Source organism: Herbiconiux daphne (assembly GCF_024979295.1).
GTDB classification, from domain to species: domain Bacteria; phylum Actinomycetota; class Actinomycetes; order Actinomycetales; family Microbacteriaceae; genus Herbiconiux; species Herbiconiux daphnes.
Genome location: NZ_JANLCJ010000408.1, coordinates 1 through 693, shown reverse-complemented (window position 1 = coordinate 693; position 693 = coordinate 1). Strand labels below are relative to the sequence as shown.

General features: G+C 39.8%; 1 protein-coding gene. It reads right to left on the bottom strand.

The annotated features are described in order from the left end of the window. Positions 1 to 693, bottom strand: a 693-nt coding sequence (locus tag N1032_RS25530; protein ID WP_259543399.1) for a phage DNA encapsidation protein, incomplete at both ends; no start/stop codon positions are given.

Genomic DNA, 693 nt, shown 5'->3' with positions numbered 1-693 from the left:
AATTTTTTCTCCTAGTTTGTTGATCGGATTCAAAATGTTCCGTTGGTGGTTTAATCTGGTAGGATAGGCAAGCGAGAAAATTAAGTCCTTGTTAGGATTCTGGATCGGAGTTGTTTTCTCATGAATGAACGTGAAGAATTCTTCACCGATTGACACGATCTCACACTGGTAGAGTTGATTGTCAAAGTCAATGAAATAAATGAATTCGATATTCTTAGGTTGCCATTTGCATGGAGCATGAGGGAATAAATCGAGTTCCCAAGCCCCTCCCGTAATCATTTGAAGTTTCTCATTACCGAAGGCAAATAGATAGCTGTTTGGCTTAGATTCCGCCATTGAACTACAATACTCAACTGCGACTTTCAAACCTGAATTGCCGTAGGAATAAACGTCAATCGTTCCCTGTTCCATTTGCAGAACGTTCGTCAATCCCATTTCTTGGAAAATCGGACAATACTTATTGACCGTGTTCCCTAGTAGCCAAATCTGGATATCGGTTCGAAGTCGAATGATCGTAGAAATTACGTTCATAAAAATAACAAACTCGTCTGTGAGGTACAAACCACGGGAAAGGAATTCATCCCAAATGATCGTTGTTACATCTGGATAAGCAGCCCCTTTGTCGTGTTCATATTCATTCAAGGCGAATGCAAAACCAATAATATCATACTGACTATAAATCGGTTTGCCTTC